We start from the raw sequence: 15,907 nt of genomic DNA on the forward strand, positions 1-15,907 counted from the left end.
GAATAAATGGAATCGTTTGGAAAAATACGAGAACACGTGTATGAACTCACCGGGTTTGTGAATGTGCAGGAGATCAGGGAAGGCTATTCAGACGAGCGAAAATACCTGCTCACCCCCCGCACGGAGACAAAAAATATCTGCTGCGGATCACCACACCTGCCAATGAAGATATCATACAGAGAAAAAAGGCTGAATTTGACGTAATTCAGAACCTCAGAAGATATTCTGACAAAATCCCGGATGCAAAATATTTCGGAATATCCAAAGACCATGATCTCTGTTTCATGATTTTAAGCTTCATTGAAGGGGGGGTAAATGCAGAACAATGTCTGCCGGATTTTTGTAATGATATGCAGTATATGATTGGTGTCGCTGCCGGGAAAGAACTGAAAAAATGCATTCCCTGAAGGCACCTGCATGGTATCAGATGGTACGAAACAAAAAAACGGAAACACGCATATTATCTGCGGTCGCTCAGGGAATGCAACCTGAAAACCGAAGGCATTGATCTGGATGCAATCATCACGTATGTCGAATCCGGGATGAGTCTCATGAAAAATGTCGCATCGTCATTTCAGCACGATGATTTTCATCCGGGTAATCTCATCGTCAATAATGGAGAATTTGGCGGCGTGATCGATTTCAATCGCTATAACTGGGGGGGTGATCCCATACATGAGTTTTATAAAACTGCACTTTTTTCACGCAGTGTCAGCGTTCCGTTTTCTGTCGGACAGATAGACGGATATACCGGGGGGGGAACGTCTCAAAAGAGTTCTGGAAGAGATATTCCTTCTATGCCGCAATGAGCATCGTTCCCGATATGGTATGGTCATACCGATACTCCGTCCGGACAGGCACCACAGACCAGATCAAACGATCGCAAAAGAGAGTTCAGTTGATCGTATGTGATCACGAGGGCTTTGAACAGGAAATCCCCCCCCACTGGTATGAAAAATTCAGAGATGCCGGGAATTTTCATCGGGGCCATCTCTCTAAACGTTGCCGTTTTTCAGATGATTCGCTGATTTGTCTCCCTACCCGTATCAATGAATTTGGTTTGGATCAAAAATATCGGGCGATTATCTGTTATCTCTTGTGGACGAACATCCCCCCCGGGACCATCCCGCCGGGGGGGTTGACCATCCGCCTCCCGGAGCAGGCGGGCACCGCGTCCCGGATGGCGTCGGAGACAAACGCCTTCCCCCTGTCGGCATGCCTCCGGCAGCATCTCGCCCCGCACCAGATATGCGGTGATGGCCGCGGCAAGAGCGCACCCGGAGCCGTGCACCTCATAGGGGGGGTAGCGGGGGGGACCGTCAAGGACCATCTGTTCTGTGGAACAAAGAAAGACGTCCGGGGGGGACGTTTCGGTGGTCAGGTGCCCGCCTTTGATGAGCACCGCTTTTGCTCCCATGGCAAGCAGCTCCCTTCCCGCGGCGGTCATCTCCTCAACCGTGGTGATCGTTTCCCGCTTGGTCAGCACACAGAGTTCCGGTATGTTCGGGGGGGTGACAAGTGCGGCACGGGGGGGTATGAGCCGCTCGCACAGGGCAGAGACACCTTCCCGTGAAGCGAGGCGTTTGCCGGATGTGGCAATCATCACCGGGTCGACAACAAGGGACACGGCACGGGGGGGAAGATTCTCCGCCACCGTTTCAATCGTTTTTGCATCCGGCAGCATACCGGTCTTCACCGCCGAGATGGCAAAATCCTGAAACACCGCGTCCATCTGGCAGGTGAGGGTATGCGTATCAACCGTCAGGCTGGAGAGCACCGCACGGGTGTTCTGGGAGGTCACTGCCGTTATCACCGTACATCCCCCCCACACCCCCCCGAGGGCGGAAAATGTCTTGAGATCTGCCTGAATCCCGGCCCCCCCTCCGCCGGAATCCGATCCTGCAATCGTGCAGCGCAGGGTATCTGCGGTCGTTCCATTGCTGTAGTATTGCACCCGTATCCGATTGAAGCTTTATGCCGGTTTTAAGTGGCGTGGTGGACAACATTCATCTATGGATATTGAAGAGCTGACACGGCGATGCCTGTCGGCAGGAACGGATGAAGAGACCTGTGCCCTTCATCTCCGGGATCAGATTCTTTCGATGAAGCCGGATGTTTCATCAGAATATGCGTTATCAATGGCCCGTGCCGTCGTGGAAGAAGTACAGAACAGCAATCTGGCTGAATCAGATCTGATCACCTACACCAAGGCCGATGTGACCATGGGTGAGTTTGGTGTCGGTTCCCGTGGGGGCCGGAGACTTCTTTGCCCACCGGCAGTTCCCGAAGATCATCGGCGGCAGCGATGCCTCGGTCGGCGTCGATGAGATGGACGATGCCGGTGCCGTGGAGGGGGGCCGGGAAATATATCATCACCACCGTGGACGGCATGCACTCACGCCTCTCGGACTATCCCTTCCTTGCAGGCTTTCATGTGACCCGGGCCACGCTGCGGGACGTCTACGTCATGGGCGCAAAACCGGTGGCCCTGCTCTCCGACATCCATGTCGGCGACGACGGCGACGTGGCAAAGATATTCGATTACACCGCAGGCATCGCGGTGGTCAGTGAAGCCATGGGTATCCCGCTCGTGACCGGCTCAACGCTGAGAATCGGCGGCGACATGGTGCTGGGCAGCCGGATGACCGGCTGTGTGGGTGCGGTCGGCATTGCCGATCACCTCACGGCACGCACCGCAACCGAGCCCGGCGACTGCATCCTGATGACGACCGGGGCAGGCGGCGGCACCATCGCAACCGCGGCCATCTATTCCGGCTTCCCGGATGTGGTGCAGCGGACGATCAACCTCTCGTTCCTGCGGGCGTGTGAGGCATTGCTGAAAAGCGACGTCCTGACCCGTATCCACACCATGACCGATGTGACGAACGGCGGTCTCCGGGGGGGAGACGCCTATGAGATGGCAGAGACGGCCGGGTGCCGGATTGTCATCGAAGAAGAGGAACTGCGTTCCTTGTTGACCCTGAAGTGCTCAGCATGCTTGACGCACTGGAGATTGACTATCTGGGCGTCTCGCTGGATGCCCTGCTTGTCGTGACCCGGCCGGAGGATGCCGACGCGGTCATTGACGTGGTGCAGTCAACAGGTGTTACCATGAAGAAAATAGGCTATGTCACCGAAGGGCCGGGAGATGCGAAACTGGTCACAGGCGGCGAGATGACCGACTTCATTCCCCCCCGCTTCCGTGAATCGGCATACACCCCCCCGGTCAAGAAAGTCGTGGACACCACGCCGCATGATGACTTCGAAGCGATGAAAAAGCGGGTGGCACGGGCCGGAGATGCCGCACGGGATAAAAAAGAGAGAGTGCTTGCAGCTCTCCGACAGGCAGAATAACCTATTCTGCCGAAAATACTTCTTTTACGATACCGGAGAGAAAGGCGTCCATCTGGATATATTCATTGCCCGCATCCCGCATCATTAGATCCGCATCCGCAATCGCCACCGTTACGCGGGGGTCGTTGTACTCCTGTTTTCGGGCCCGCGAGAGTTCTTCGAGCACCTCGGATCCGGAGAGGCCGTACTCCAGCATCAGGATTTCAATGACCGATTTTGCCTTGTCAATGTCCCCCCCGTTCTGGAGAATGCGGAAGACCGACCGGGCGATATTGCCCGTCTCTGATTCCAGATACTCTTCAAACCCGCCTTCAATCCGGTCGTCGCAGTTCATCTGGCAGAAGAGAATGGCCTTCCGGGCGTCTCCCTGTGAGGCGGCGGCGATTAACTCCATCTCTTCTTTGTCATATGCTGTCTCCGGCACCCCCCCTTCCTTTTCAAGAATTCCGGTCATCAGGCGAGCACGGTCTCGTCAGAGAGCGGCCGGAAGAAGAGGGGGGGCAGGGCACGAGAGGTGATCGCCGGGATGATTGCGCTCTGGGTTCTCGTGATGAAGACGAACCGGCAGGTCCCGGAATACTGTTCCATCATGCGGCGCAGTGCCTGCTGCGCCTCAAAGGTCAGGGATTCCGCCTCATCAAAGACCATCAGTTTAAACTCTGCATCCAGCGGTTTCACCGAGGCAAACCAGCGCACGATATACTTGAAATTCGCGATGACACTGGCCTCTTTTTTATAGAGATGGGAGAACTTCTCCTCATTCTCCAGATAGGTCCTGCCGCCCCCCCGGAAGAGCGCTCCTGTCTGGATGACGGTCATATTCTCCTTCCAGAACTCGCCATAGAGTGCCCGTGCGATGCATTCCACCGCAGCACTCTTTCCGGTACCGTGACGACCGCTGATCAACAGATGCGGCAGCATCGAATCCGCGGAGAATGCCTTCACCATCTCGATGACCGCGTCCTGCCCGCGGATGTCGGCGAACGTCTCCGGCCGGTACTTTTCAATCCATAGCATCGGCGAGCGTCTCCTGCATTCTCTGCAATGCGGCATAGAGCAGGCGCTGGTTGTCATGATCCGCCATCAGCTGTTCGCCTGTTTCATGGGTCATGTTCCTGCACGCCTGCGTAATACGGGGGGGCAGTGCCCGCGTCAGTTCGTCGACAATCGTCAGGGTTGCGGTCTGTGCGGTGCGGGAGAGGGGGGGGTTGAGATCAATCGTGATGACGGTCTTTCCCATTGAGACAAGGGCCTCGCACCGGTCCCCCCCGTCTTCGAGCGGCACAAGCACCACGTCGGCCGCATAGATACCCTCCCGCAGGCAGAGCGCCCGGTCGTGGGACAGGGGCAGGAGGCGTTCGGCGGTGCCTTCGAGGACCGTGACGCCCGCTGCCTGCAGGTGTGCGGTGATGGCCGCCATCCGTTCTTCGGTGCGGTGAAACAGGTTGACCTCCACTGCGGCGCCGGAGCCTCGGCCAGTTCGCGGATTTCGTCTGCGGCAAGGGCCGCGGTGTTTCCGTTTACGGATATGATCGGGCGGGAGCCCGCCAGCAGGAATGCGGCAGCGGTTTTTTCCGCACGCTTTGCGGAGGCGGATGACGCTTCTCCCAGGAGATAATCGAACGCCTCTCCTCTGCCATGCGCACTGGCTCCTTCGACGACAACAATGTTGGAACGGACCGCGTCTGCAATCCGTTCGCGTGCCACCAGTGACTGGTAGCGGGGGGGATGATCTTTGGGTATCATGGTATCACTTCAATAAGCCGGAACCCCCCCTTTGCTGCCACATGCAGTTCCAGAGGGGTTCCGAATTCAGATAGTACAGGGAAGGCTTTGTTTCCAAGGGCAAAAACACCCTTCCCCCCCAGCATGGTCATGGACGCGGGAATACCATTGGCTTCGCATGCCTGTAGTGCCGGTCGGATCTCATCCGGTATGAGCCCGCTTTTTTCGGCAAACGCTCTTGATATACGGAAAAAATCCTCCGGGCTTTCGGCGCATCCGGGGGGATACGCCTCCGTGACGCGGGCCATCTCGTTTGGAGAGGTGATGACGTCAGCGGTACTCAGTGCTCCGAGGCTCAGTGCCGCAATGTGGATACTCTCTCCGTGCATGCGGGTGATGGCAGGAGTGATGCCGGGCTGTGTCCGGCAGACGATACCTCCCCCCCCGGTGCATGCGGCCACATCGCCCAGTCCGGTCCGGGAGTGCAGCTCGGACAGGTGGGCGAGCCGGGCGAGGGCCACGTCGGTATGATGGAGATCAAAGAGGGCGTTTGTTGCAGCGAGGGTGGCCAAAAGTGCCGCTGCCGAGAGACCAAACCCGGCACCCGGCGGCAGGGACGTCACCGTCTTCACCGCTGCGGTCACCCCCCCAGTTTTTTGAGCGCATACTCGATGGGCGGGGACGTATGGCCGATACTGATCTCCTCGCCCGGACGGTGCTCAAGACAGACCGAGACCGAGGTTCTGTCCGCAGGCGTGACCGTGGCATATACCCCCCCTTTGTCAATCACGATGCCCCCCCCGCCGCAGCTCCCGGTGTTCTCCGGTGTGTCTCCATCCACTCTCCGGAAATACCCGGAGATGTGGCCGGGGCAAAAGCCTATCGCAGCAGGTGCCATAAACGCTCTGCCACCTCTGTCTTCGTTCCTTCCACGTGCACGCACCCATCTTTCGTGATCAGGTCGTATGCACCGGAATCCGCTCCCAGTGCATCCGGGGGGGTGTTGGCCGCCACCAGATCCACCCCCCCTGCATCCAGCAGGTGTTGGGCCTCTTCGTGGCTGTTCCATCCCAGTTTAAACCCGACAACGGTCTTCGGCCGGTTCTCTGCCTGCATCACGTCCTGAATGATCTTGGGCAGGGGGGGAAGAGGTCAACCGAAATCTGCTGCCCGCTGGGAATCTTCCCCTCGTATGCTGCCGGTGCGAAATCGGAGATCGCGGCTGCACTGATATAATAGTCAAAGGTCTGTTCGGCACAGAGCGAAAGGACGGCCTCCCGCATCTCCCCCCCGGCCGACTCTGCATGGACATTGTCTACGTGAGGCAGGGAGAAGGTGTCCCCCCCGTGCACCACCCGGACTTCGGCACCCAGACGGGAGGCCTCGCGTGCCAGTTCTCTGCCCATTTTGCCGGTGGACCGGGTGGTCATGACCCGCACATCGTCCAGACGTTCGCGGCAGGGCCCGCTGGTGACGAGCACCGTCTTCCCTTTGAGAGGCAGACCGGAGAGGGCCCGTTCGGTCTCATGCACGATGGTCTCGATATCGGCAATCTTTGCCTTCCCCCCCTCTTCGATGCGGGGGGGGTCAACGATCATGATGCCCCACGTCCTGAGGGTCTCAAGACAGGCGCGGACACCGGGGGGGTGGCGGTACATACTCTCGTGCATCGCGGGCACCAGAACGATGGGCATGCCGCTGCCGATGGCCGTGGTGGCAAAGGTCGTCACCGGCGTGTCGTCGATGCCGTGGGCAATCTTACAGATGGTGTTCGCTGTTGCCGGTGCGATCAAGAGCAGGTCGGCGCTCCCCCCCCGTCGCCACAGTAGGTGACATGCTCGACCAGTCCTCCGCACCGGGTCAGGGTAACGTTTCCGGTGGCATAGGTGATCGCGTCCGGGTGGAGAATGCCGCAGGCAGCGGTTGTCATCACGCCCTGCACGTCGGCTCCGCAGCGCCGGAGTGCATGGCCCAGCCGTACCCCGTCAATCGCGGCAATGCTGCCGGTGAGGCCCAGAACAATCTCTTTTCCTGCCAGTGTTGTGCGTATTGTATTCATTGTATCATCACATCATGCACCATGTGCCAGACGCCCGGTGCATATTTTTTGACCCGGTACGGGATAATCTCTGTGGCATATCCTGCCTCGGCGCAGCACCGGGCGATTTCTTCGGACTGTTCCCCGACCGTGTGGACATGCAGCACACTCCCCGACCGTACATGCGCACAGGCATCCGAAAGAAACGCGGGTGCGTCAAAATGGCCCATCAGGATATGGTCGTAGACGCCTCTCAGGCAGTCCCGGCAATCTCCGTGTTCCGGCGTGACCATGGGCCCGACACCATTGGCCGCGATATTTTTTTCCAGATAAGAAAACGAATCGGGATTGATTTCCATGGCATGCACCGTCGCACCGCTCACTGCCGCGGGTATGGTGAAGTAGCCGATGCCCGCAAACATATCCGCACAGCGGATCGGAGGATCTTTTTTGGATGCCCGGATAACCCCCCCGGAGATTCGTGTTTTTTCTTCCCGGTTGCCCATGGCAAACATCACCTTCAGGGGGGGATCCAGATAAAAAACAAAACCCGCTTCGTGGTGACAGACCTCACCACATTCCCCGTATACCAGCGATGCCGCGGGGGGGATGCGTTTTTCTCCGGTGTATCCGGATATATAGACAATGCCCCCCCGCGGGTGCAGCCAGTCGCAGATCCCGGTGATCTCCTCCGGTGTGGGGGGAGTGCCATGCAGGATGGCAACGTCACCGAGCATCTGGTAGCCTCTCCCGGCATACGGCGTCTTTTCGGCAAGCACCGAATCCGCATCATACCCCCCCTCTTTGACCGGAATGAACGCATCCGTCCCTCTGACATACGGGCGGCGGGACGCATCCACCCATTCCGCATTCTTTAGTTCCGGAAGCATCTCACGGGGGGGATATTTCCGCACCCTCATGGTTATCCGACCAGAATGATCTCTTCTTCCTCGTGGTCGCGAAGAATTTTCACTTTTTCATGGGGGGGCTGAGTCTCAGCCAGGCATGCGCCTTGACTTCCTTTATGTCGTATGAGACCGGGTCAAGGATGCCTGCAATATCATTGTCCGTATAGGTGACGTCGGCTCTTTCCGCCTCCCTCACATTGCCAATAAGCCGGAACCCGCTATCATGTTCGTGCAGGACATTGGATCTGCCTTCAATCAGATCGAACACCCGGATGAGGCCGGAATCCGTGCCTTTGACCTCGTAGTATCTTTTATTGAACATAATGACATCGCCCTTCCGAAACTCCGGCAGCCGGAGGAGATGGTGATGCGGTATACCTTTTTCCCGTCCTGCTCCCCCCCGATCAGTTTGGGATGCCGGGTGGCCTTCCCGCCCATCTCGGTGATGATCTGCCGGGTAATGGTGTCCCCCCCGATACTATGGCTGGAGACCACGATGTCCACCCCCCCGTCACGGTATCATCAATCCGCGTGATAAACGAGAGGCGCTCCCCCCCTAATTGCTGCACACTCTCCTCAATATCATAGGCGATCTTCACCGCCCGTTCCCGTTCGAATGTGTCCGGTCTCCGGCCGGTTGCGCGCACCTGAATGGTCGATGCATAATACCCGCCGGATAACCGGCTGCACCGGTCGCAGTTCTCTTTTGTCCAGACAATTAACGTCTCACAGGTCTTGTACACCGGTTCTCCGTAGAGTATTCCCCGTACATAGACCGTGCACTGGGTGCGGTTGGGACTGATCTCGCGGGTACTGATGGCCAGTTCCAGATCCTGCACATCGACATGGGCGGAGACGGCCCCGAATGCCAGTTCTTCGGAGAGTTTCTGGCGGTCATAGGGCACATCCGTCCAGGTGTTCACCTTTTTAATCGAACCGCAGGTGGGGGGGCAGATGACGCAGGGCAGCCGCGGTTCACAGGTGAGCCATTCAATATCTGATCGCAGGCATGTATTGCATAGACCTTCGTTTTCGGTTTTGCCCCCCCCGCATTTGGGGGGGCAGAAGTTTTCCTGTATTGTCATATTTCATCCGGTCTCTTTTTAGGTACGGTAAATCTGGGCATGGGGGACGCCCCCCCGATTCTCATATATCCGTTTTGATCAAGAATTCCACATGCTATTGCCGTCCGGACTGCTTTCTCTCCGATCAGGTTGCAGTTCGTGGCATGCTCTATGACGTCTTTTACCTCCTCTTCGGTGCAGACCGTCGTGCCGTAGAATGCCTCGGTTACGTGTATGGTCAGATCTCCGTCGGTAAGGGTGGTGTTAAGCAGTTCTTTGTCGCATATTGCAACGATGCCGCTTACCCCCCCTGAGTAGCGGTGTATCTTCATATACATGATGTAATAGTATTTCGCAGGAATGATTAAAAATATGGGGAATACCCTAGGAAAGGGTAATTTCCACACCGTATACCTTCGCGGGCGTGTGTGCATGGATTCTCCATGCATCATCCTCGCTGAAGATGCCCCGTTCAAGATATTTCCGGGTATACCGGGGGGGTACGGATTTCGGGCCGATGACCGCTCCCGGACGGGAGTTGTCATCCATATAGTCGCTTTCCATCGTGAACTCCAGATGGCTTTCCACGCTGCCGGGATACTCTCGAGGCGTGCCAGGAGGGAGGGCATCAGGGGGGGGTGTCCGGCATGCCGAAATGTTTGACCACGCGTCTGGGTGACATACCGATGTGTCTGGCCATGTCGGCCACATCGCTGCACGGCCCGGTCTCCGCATGTATCTGGAGGGCACAGCCACTGTCATGCGCAAGAGAGAGGGCGTGCTGTAATATGCGGTTCGATGCCTCCCAGACATCCGGTTCGACCGGGTAATGCGGGCGCCCGGATTTCAGGGCGACGGCGGTATGTTCCCCCCCGACATATTCTGCGGCAATGTCAAGGCCACGTTTCATCACCCGTTCTGCATCAGACAATGACATCCGCTCGGTTAGTCTGCCGATCTCCGCCGGGTGGACGCCGAATACCGGAAAGACCACGACACCGGTCTCCCGGATGGCCGCCGCGGTCTTCAGGGTTATTTCGTAGACCTCCCGGAACTCGTCTCCGGTGATGGGGGGGTGTATGCCGTGAGACCACGACGGTTTGGTGACGAGGAACATGTGGGTGCCGCCCGCCCGGAAAAAATCCTTGGCTGCCTCTGTCCCCCGGCCGTTCTCCCGGTCGATGTGGATATGGTCGTCAGTTACCGGGATGCCCAGTCCTGTCATCGATATCAATGATTTCCATCAGGGGATATTCACCGTCAAACTTCAGGGATGCGGTGCAGGTGATGTCTTCCACCGTGGTCTGGATCTCGACCTCAAGCATCTTTCCTGCCAGTTCACTGTAGCCGAAGGAATTTATTTCCATCATATTGGTATTGATGGTGACCGATACCGAGTCCACGCAGGGCTGCAGGGCGACCGCATTGGCAATGGCCGTCTCTACGGACTTGGCGGTGTCGGGAGATATAGGAGTACCCACCCACTGGTGGTAGAGGGCACCAAGCTTTATTCCTGCCTCAAAGGCAGCCTGAACGTCATCTCTTGTCATTACAGGTGGTTTCTCCGGTGAATCAATTAAACCAGTGGTTCCGGTGACATAATTATGATTCTTTTACGAGTCTTATTTGACCATACCTTGGTCTAAATGCATCACCTGAAATTGACAGTTGTTCGATCATTTTTTCAACATCGTCCTTTTTGTGTCCGGATGACACCAGATGACTGATGATGTCAGATTCCTTTGCGATGCCATTTTCGTCTGCCAGTTCGCGGATGGTCTCTATTAATATTCGCCCAATATCCCGGCGTTTCTTTGAGACCCCCCCGGTGACCAGTTTGTCGATATCGTAGGTACCGGTCTCGGCGTCATAGGCCACTTTCTTGAGACACCGGTCGGCAATCTCGATGACCCGGTCCGCATCGGAAAACTCGATCACGTTGCTGAGCCGGATACGTGCACTCGCCTCGGAAAGACGCACCAGTCCTTCCAGCTGCCGCGCGGTGACCGGCACCGGTTTGCTGTTATCGTCCGCCATACTCCTCAGGTTCAGATAATACCCGATGAGGTGTTCACGGGCCTCATCCGAGAGAATCGGGAAACAGTTCCGTTTTGCATAGGCGATGTATTTCCGGAATACGTCCGGCTCTATCTCCGGGGTGACGGGTGCCAGCTGGCGGGTGATGTAATCTTCATCAATGCCTTCCTCCGGGTATTTGTTGTTGTGCTGGATCAGTTCACCGACACTGTGGGACTTTAGGATATGTTCCCCCCCGATGGCACGGTCCAGTTTCTTTTCCGGCTTGTCCTCCATGATGAAGATGAGATCAAAACGGGACAGCAGCGAGGGCGGCATATTGATCTGCTCGGCAATAGGGGGGGCATACTCGTCAAACCGGCCCATCTTCGGGTTCGCGGCTCCCAAAAGAGCACACCGTGACCGAAGGGTGGCGGTGATACCCGCCTTGGCAATGGATATGGTCTGCTGTTCCATTGCTTCATGGAGTGCACTGCGATCTTCCTTTGCCATCTTGTCCATCTCATCGACCGCAGCGATACCCATGTCCGCAAGGACCAGCGCACCGGCCTCAAGGGTCCACCTGCCGTCACCGAACTCGTCTTTGACCGCCGTTGCGGTCAGTCCGGCAGAGGTGGACGATTTTCCGCTGGTGTAGATCCCGCGGGGGGACAACTTGATCACGTAGCGGAGCACCTGGGATTTTGCAATACCCGGATCTCCGACCAGAAGCATATGGATGTCCCCGCGAAGACTGCTGCCGTCCGGCATCTGTTTGGCGATACCGCCGAAGAGCACGAGTGATATCGCCGTTTTTACATCCTGCATGCCATAAATCGAGGGGGCGATGGAGTGGGATATCTTATCATAGATGTCGGGGTCCGTACTCAGATCCCGGATGATCTTTTCATCCTGTTCTGAGATCTCCACCTCTTCAAACTCTTTTTCCCCCCCGATCTCAATCGAATTGGCCTCGATGTAGATATCAAAGAGAGTACTTTTCTGGCCGTGATTCATCCGCTGGACAGAGCGGAGAATCCCGTTGATGATCACCCGGTCACCCGGAGCAACGGTGCCGGTCAGGTCATCGATCACGTCCACGTCAAGCGTCTGCGGCTGTTCCCCCCCGCCTCTCAGCCCTTCTGGTGATTCCTGAATCCGCAGTTTCTGTGCATCGACAAAGGTGGACATGCTCGGCACGAGTTCCATCTTTGTTGCCCGTTCACACTGGGCGCAGGGCCGGTAGGGTTCCTGAAACCGGGAATACTCCTGATGGTAGGGCGCACTCATCGTACCGCATTGCAGACACCGGAAGACGGCCTCGGTCAGCCGCGGCCGCACTTCCGTTGTCTTTCGGAGAATTCCCTCAACCGAGACGAAGGTATTGATATGGTGGGCACGGATGTCACGGACATCGATTTTTTTGGGAAGGCAGCGGAAGCGGATATTGATTGTGTCCGCATTTTCACTCTCATCCTTGGTAAAGATCAGATTGTGATTTCTGATGGCGTCCTTTACATCCCCGATGACCTTACCGGGAGTGTGCAGGATTTCATCTGCAATCTCCAGACCGGTCTTTCCCCAGTTGGAGAGTTCCCGGTAATCAATCTCAAGGGATTTCAGATGCGGATACTGCGCACTGATCTCTCCCAGCTCTTTCCGGTAATGCTTTGTTAAAAAACTGTTCCAGTCGGCTGCACGGTCGGTAATCTCCAGATCATCAATGTCGTCTTCCACCCGGCTTCCTCACTGTCTCGCGGCGTCCGCACTCAGTACAATATTTGCAATCAGTGCTTCCATCTGTATCTCGCTGTTTGCCCCTTCACTGAGACGGAAATCCGTTTCCCCGAGATGGGCAATTAACTGGGTTTTCAGCCGTCGTTCCAATGGGATTTTGATGATGGACCGGTACATCTGGTTGATCAGCTCGTTGGGTGCAATGTCCCCCCGTGAATAGAGGAGGTCATGCACCAGCGCTTCCGCCCCCCCTTCATAGTCACCGGCAACCGATGTCTGCATCAGCCCGGCGATCTCTTCGGGACGTGCCGTTGACGTGATCTCATAGATCATATCTTCGTTTATCTGCGTGGTGACAATGGCAGCGCCCTGTAACGCGTTGATCGCTTTTCTCATATCGCCCTGAGCGACATAGACGATGGCATCCTCTGCTCCGGGCTGCACACCAGCCCTTCGGTTTGGGTGATGCGGGCGATCTCCGTTTTTATTGCCTCCGGCGAGAGGGGCCGGAACCGGTATATGGCGCACCGGCTCTGAATGGGATCGATGATTTTTGACGAATAGTTACAGGAGAGGATAAACCGACAGTTGGGCGCGTAATTTTCCATCGTACGGCGGAGCGCTGCCTGTGCGTCAGGGGGGGTCAGCGCGTCTGCCTCGTCAAGAAACAGAATCTTGAATTCAGCCCCCCCTCCGAGAGGTGCGGTACGCGCAAACTGCTTGATCTGGTTTCGTACGACATCGATGCCCCCCCGTTCATCGGACGCGTTCAGTTCCCGGAAATTCATCTGCCAGGTTTCCCCGAAAAATTCCCGTGCCAGAGCTACTGCCGATGTCGTCTTGCCGATACCGGCATTTCCGGTAAACAAAAGATGCGGGAGGTTTCCTGATATAACATATGATTTCAGACGGGAGACGATCTCGTCCTGCCCGACCACATCATCCAGCACCAGCGGACGGTATTTTTCAATCCAGATTGTATTTGCAGTCATTTGTGTTCCCCGACCCGGTAATTATGCACTGAGAGAGACAGTGTACACCTGTTGTTATCATATTCTGCACATAAAGAGTATTTAGCTAATCGATTGATGTCGGTGATCCGGGAGTGATGATCCCGATGCGTTGAACAGATAGCATATAGACTGTCCGGACAAAGTGATCTGATAAGGACCGAGTGTATGGAACCCTACCTGAAAGTATTTGCCGATGACCTGAATGCCGGGAAGAATGATGCACAGAAGAATGGAATCCGGACTCTTTCCCAAAGAACGATTTCAAAATGTCTTTTTTGTGGTGCACTCACGGAGGTCCCGGATGCCGATAAACCGATGCTGCACCTTTCTCTCTATGACCCGACGGGCATGCTGACGGTGGGCTACTATACCGGCAATCCGGATATATCCACATTTCTGAACGAGACTGACCTGCCGGTGTTCGTTCTGTGTGCGGCGGGGGGGATGCGCTGCACGGCAGACGAGTGCATGCCGGTGCTGGAATCTGTCGTCCCAGTCTCACGGGCGCTGCGTGACACCTTTGTCGTTGCTGCGGCAGCAGACTTGATCGGGCTGCTTGAGCACGCGGATCTGTCTCCTGACCGAAAAGAGCGCATATGCAATATGGCAGAGCAGGCGCTGGCAACCGTGCTCACCGAACATCCCGTCGCTGCGGTGCCGGACGATGCGCTGCTTTCAACGGTGGAACAGGTGATCCGGGATATATCCGACGAGAAAAACGCGGTGTCGCTCGATCTGCTGCTCGCCGCACTGGGGGAAAATGGCATCTCCCGCGAAACCGCCCTTGCGGTGTTGAAGACCATGATCGAGGACGGGGACTGTTATCAGCCCAAACCGGATATCATCCGGCTGTTGTAACACAATGACCCCCCCGAATTTCTTTCCGAAGGGCCCGCGCTTCTGATGACACACACGCAGAGGATACTGGTGATTGCGGATGCGCATTTCGGTGCCGAGTCCGGGTTCTCCCGGAAGGGGGGTGCATATCGCAAGCAACAGCACCGACCGGCTCCGGCGCATCAGTGCGTGTATCGATGAGACCGACCCGGACCTGCTGCTGTTTCTCGGCGACCTGAAGCATTCGGTTCCGATGATGAGCCGTCAGGAGTGTGCGGAACTTCCCGGTATTCTGGATGCCATCCGAAACCAGATCCCGTTCCGGCTGATTCCGGGGAACCATGACGGGGGGGGCATCGAACGCTTTCTGCAGCCGGAAGAGCTGCTGCCGAAAACGGGAGTGATTATTGACGGCACGTGCTACGTGCACGGGCATATGCATCTTCCCCCCCCGGCATCAGCGGGGCACCTGATCGTCTGCGGGCATCACCACCCGGTCGTCAGCCTGTATGACGAGGTGGGCTGTTCCCTCCGGGCCCAACCGGCGTATCTTCTCGCGGAGGTAGACGAGGCGTCCGCCGGGTTTGCCCCCCCCATACTACAGGCAGGGGGGGCACCCGCATCCTGTTCATGCCCGCATTCTTTGAATATGCGGGGGGGGTGTTGATGTCCGAAAGATTCCGGTGAGCGGGATGGGCCCCGTCTCGCGCTGTTTTGATACCGGAAGTGCGGAAGTATTCCTGAGTGACGGAACCTACATCGACCGACTGGAGGCACTGATCACCGATGCCCGCACGTAATCTGCTGTCGCCTGCAATACAGGCGACACTTCGGAAACGGAATTTTGCGGAACTCTCGCTGACCCAGCAGCAGGCCATACCCCCCCCGATCACCGAAGGAAAAAATCTCCTGCTCATCGCCCCCCCGACGGGCACCGGAAAGACCGAGAGTGCCATGCTCCCGGTGTTCGACCAGCTGCTCCGGCTGCAGGGGAGCGGGTTTAAGGCCGTGTATATCACGCCCCCCCTGCGATCCCTGAACCGGGACATTCTGTTGCGCCTGCAATGGTGGTGTCATGAACTGGGGCTGAGCGTCGGCGTCCGTCACGGGGGATACCTCGCAGTATGAACGGAGAAAACAGGCGCTGCATCCCCCCCGGATCTCCTGATCACCACGCCCGAGACCCTGCAGGCGCTTTTTATCGGCAAACGTCTC

General features: G+C 56.9%; 15 protein-coding genes and 6 pseudogenes. 5 read left to right on the plus strand and 16 right to left on the minus strand.

Going from position 1 to position 15,907, the window contains the following annotated elements:
- Nucleotides 1-6: 6 nt before the first annotated feature.
- Nucleotides 7-204, plus strand: coding sequence for a hypothetical protein (locus tag JCM10550_RS03670; RefSeq protein WP_062397065.1), 198 nt, complete (start codon nt 7-9; stop codon nt 202-204).
- A 628-nt stretch (nt 205-832) separates the two neighbouring features.
- Here JCM10550_RS03670 and JCM10550_RS18080 read toward each other — a convergent pair.
- Both JCM10550_RS18080 and thiD read right to left on the minus strand, forming a co-directional pair.
- Nucleotides 833-982, minus strand: coding sequence for a hypothetical protein (locus JCM10550_RS18080; protein ID WP_218185099.1), 150 nt, complete (start codon nt 980-982; stop codon nt 833-835).
- A gap of 30 nt (nt 983-1,012) precedes the next feature.
- Entirely contained in the window at nt 1,013-1,954 is a 942-nt protein-coding gene (gene thiD, locus JCM10550_RS03680) for a bifunctional hydroxymethylpyrimidine kinase/phosphomethylpyrimidine kinase (protein ID WP_062397069.1), read from the minus strand.
- Between the two features lie 58 nt (nt 1,955-2,012).
- On the opposite strand from thiD, the pseudogene JCM10550_RS03685 reads away from it, so the two are divergent.
- Nucleotides 2,013-3,354, plus strand: a pseudogene (locus JCM10550_RS03685) (AIR synthase-related protein).
- Nucleotide 3,355: 1 nt separating this feature from the next.
- On the opposite strand, the gene JCM10550_RS21780 reads toward JCM10550_RS03685, so the two are convergent.
- From JCM10550_RS21780 to JCM10550_RS03750, 14 genes and pseudogenes are all read right to left on the minus strand, one after another.
- Nucleotides 3,356-3,808: a hypothetical protein gene (locus JCM10550_RS21780; protein ID WP_062397071.1), complete on the minus strand. Its 453-nt coding sequence runs from the start codon at nt 3,806-3,808 to the stop codon at nt 3,356-3,358.
- Nucleotides 3,808-4,428 (minus strand): AAA family ATPase, encoded by a 621-nt coding sequence (locus JCM10550_RS21785; RefSeq protein ID WP_245618693.1) that lies wholly within the window; start codon nt 4,426-4,428, stop codon nt 3,808-3,810. Before JCM10550_RS21785 ends, JCM10550_RS21780 begins: the two co-directional genes overlap by 1 nt.
- Nucleotides 4,358-5,100: pseudogene (locus JCM10550_RS03700) on the minus strand (4-phosphopantoate--beta-alanine ligase). The gene JCM10550_RS21785 and the pseudogene JCM10550_RS03700 overlap by 71 nt, the downstream one beginning before the upstream one ends.
- Nucleotides 5,097-5,723: a GHMP kinase gene (locus JCM10550_RS03705; protein ID WP_245618694.1), complete on the minus strand. Its 627-nt coding sequence runs from the start codon at nt 5,721-5,723 to the stop codon at nt 5,097-5,099. Before JCM10550_RS03705 ends, JCM10550_RS03700 begins: the two are co-directional and overlap by 4 nt.
- A complete protein-coding gene (locus JCM10550_RS21790) occupies nt 5,720-5,977 on the minus strand; it encodes a hypothetical protein (RefSeq protein ID WP_245618695.1) in 258 nt (85 codons plus the stop codon). The genes JCM10550_RS03705 and JCM10550_RS21790 overlap by 4 nt, the downstream gene beginning before the upstream one ends.
- A pseudogene (coaBC, locus tag JCM10550_RS03710) lies at nt 5,959-7,138 on the minus strand (bifunctional phosphopantothenoylcysteine decarboxylase/phosphopantothenate--cysteine ligase CoaBC). The gene JCM10550_RS21790 and the pseudogene coaBC overlap by 19 nt, the downstream one beginning before the upstream one ends.
- Nucleotides 7,135-8,037 (minus strand): class I SAM-dependent methyltransferase family protein, encoded by a 903-nt coding sequence (locus tag JCM10550_RS03715; RefSeq protein WP_062397076.1) that lies wholly within the window; start codon nt 8,035-8,037, stop codon nt 7,135-7,137. Before JCM10550_RS03715 ends, coaBC begins: the two are co-directional and overlap by 4 nt.
- Nucleotides 8,038-8,086: 49 nt before the next feature.
- Nucleotides 8,087-8,347, minus strand: coding sequence for a hypothetical protein (locus JCM10550_RS03720; protein WP_062397078.1), 261 nt, complete (start codon nt 8,345-8,347; stop codon nt 8,087-8,089).
- A gap of 82 nt (nt 8,348-8,429) precedes the next feature.
- Nucleotides 8,430-9,110 carry an NMD3-related protein gene (locus tag JCM10550_RS03725; RefSeq protein ID WP_062397080.1) on the minus strand — a complete coding sequence of 227 codons (681 nt, stop codon included), beginning with the start codon at nt 9,108-9,110 and terminating at the stop codon, nt 8,430-8,432.
- Nucleotides 9,107-9,421 carry a DUF424 domain-containing protein gene (locus tag JCM10550_RS03730; protein ID WP_218185100.1) on the minus strand — a complete coding sequence of 105 codons (315 nt, stop codon included), beginning with the start codon at nt 9,419-9,421 and terminating at the stop codon, nt 9,107-9,109. Before JCM10550_RS03730 ends, JCM10550_RS03725 begins: the two co-directional genes overlap by 4 nt.
- Before the next feature lie 52 nt (nt 9,422-9,473).
- Nucleotides 9,474-10,314 (minus strand): annotated as a pseudogene (locus JCM10550_RS03735) (TatD family hydrolase).
- Nucleotides 10,286-10,639: a dihydroneopterin aldolase family protein gene (locus tag JCM10550_RS03740; protein WP_062397084.1), complete on the minus strand. Its 354-nt coding sequence runs from the start codon at nt 10,637-10,639 to the stop codon at nt 10,286-10,288. The pseudogene JCM10550_RS03735 and the gene JCM10550_RS03740 overlap by 29 nt, the downstream one beginning before the upstream one ends.
- A gap of 52 nt (nt 10,640-10,691) precedes the next feature.
- Nucleotides 10,692-12,842, minus strand: a complete 2,151-nt coding sequence (locus JCM10550_RS03745; protein WP_083475279.1) for a minichromosome maintenance protein MCM — start codon at nt 12,840-12,842, stop codon at nt 10,692-10,694.
- A 9-nt stretch (nt 12,843-12,851) separates the two neighbouring features.
- Nucleotides 12,852-13,834, minus strand: a pseudogene (locus JCM10550_RS03750) (replication factor C small subunit).
- 186 nt (nt 13,835-14,020) lie between these two features.
- Here JCM10550_RS03750 and JCM10550_RS03755 point away from each other — a divergent pair.
- The 3 genes and pseudogenes from JCM10550_RS03755 to JCM10550_RS21795 all read left to right on the plus strand — a co-directional run bounded on the left by JCM10550_RS03755 (nt 14,021) and on the right by JCM10550_RS21795 (nt 15,820).
- Entirely contained in the window at nt 14,021-14,713 is a 693-nt protein-coding gene (locus JCM10550_RS03755) for a hypothetical protein (protein ID WP_062397086.1), read from the plus strand.
- Nucleotides 14,714-14,758: 45 nt separating this feature from the next.
- Nucleotides 14,759-15,492: pseudogene (locus JCM10550_RS03760) on the plus strand (metallophosphoesterase).
- Nucleotides 15,479-15,820, plus strand: coding sequence for a DEAD/DEAH box helicase (locus tag JCM10550_RS21795; protein ID WP_245618696.1), 342 nt, complete (start codon nt 15,479-15,481; stop codon nt 15,818-15,820). The pseudogene JCM10550_RS03760 and the gene JCM10550_RS21795 overlap by 14 nt, the downstream one beginning before the upstream one ends.
- Nucleotides 15,821-15,907: the final 87 nt, after the last annotated feature.

Origin of the sequence: Methanogenium cariaci JCM 10550, assembly GCF_001315945.1 — an archaeon.
In the GTDB taxonomy this organism is placed as follows: domain Archaea; phylum Halobacteriota; class Methanomicrobia; order Methanomicrobiales; family Methanomicrobiaceae; genus Methanogenium; species Methanogenium cariaci.